This is a genomic window from Cupriavidus sp. SIMBA_020, assembly GCF_046535395.1.
Lineage (GTDB): Bacteria > Pseudomonadota > Gammaproteobacteria > Burkholderiales > Burkholderiaceae > Cupriavidus > Cupriavidus campinensis.
Window position 1 is genome coordinate 1 of record NZ_JAWRWU010001643.1, and the last position, 237, is coordinate 237.

The following is a 237-nucleotide window of genomic DNA, read 5'->3' on the forward strand; positions in this document are numbered from 1 at the left end:
CTGGCGCATCACGCGCGGCCTCGCGGGCGGCGAGCGCGTGATCGTCGACGACGCCGCGCAGTTCGCGCCCGACACCGTCGTGAAGCCCGTCGAGCAGGCACCGCCGGCGAAGGCCGCAGCGGCCGGGCCCGCCCGCCAAACCTGACCGGTTCATACACCATGGCACGTTTCTTCATCGATCGCCCCGTGTTCGCATGGGTGATCGCGCTGTTCATCCTGCTCGGCGGCGGCTTCGCG

1 pseudogene is annotated in these 237 nt (G+C 71.3%); it reads left to right on the top strand.

Going from position 1 to position 237, the window contains the following annotated elements:
* Positions 1-145, top strand: a pseudogene (locus tag SB751_RS35175) (efflux transporter periplasmic adaptor subunit); the annotation flags it as partial.
* Positions 146-237 lie beyond the last annotated feature (92 nt).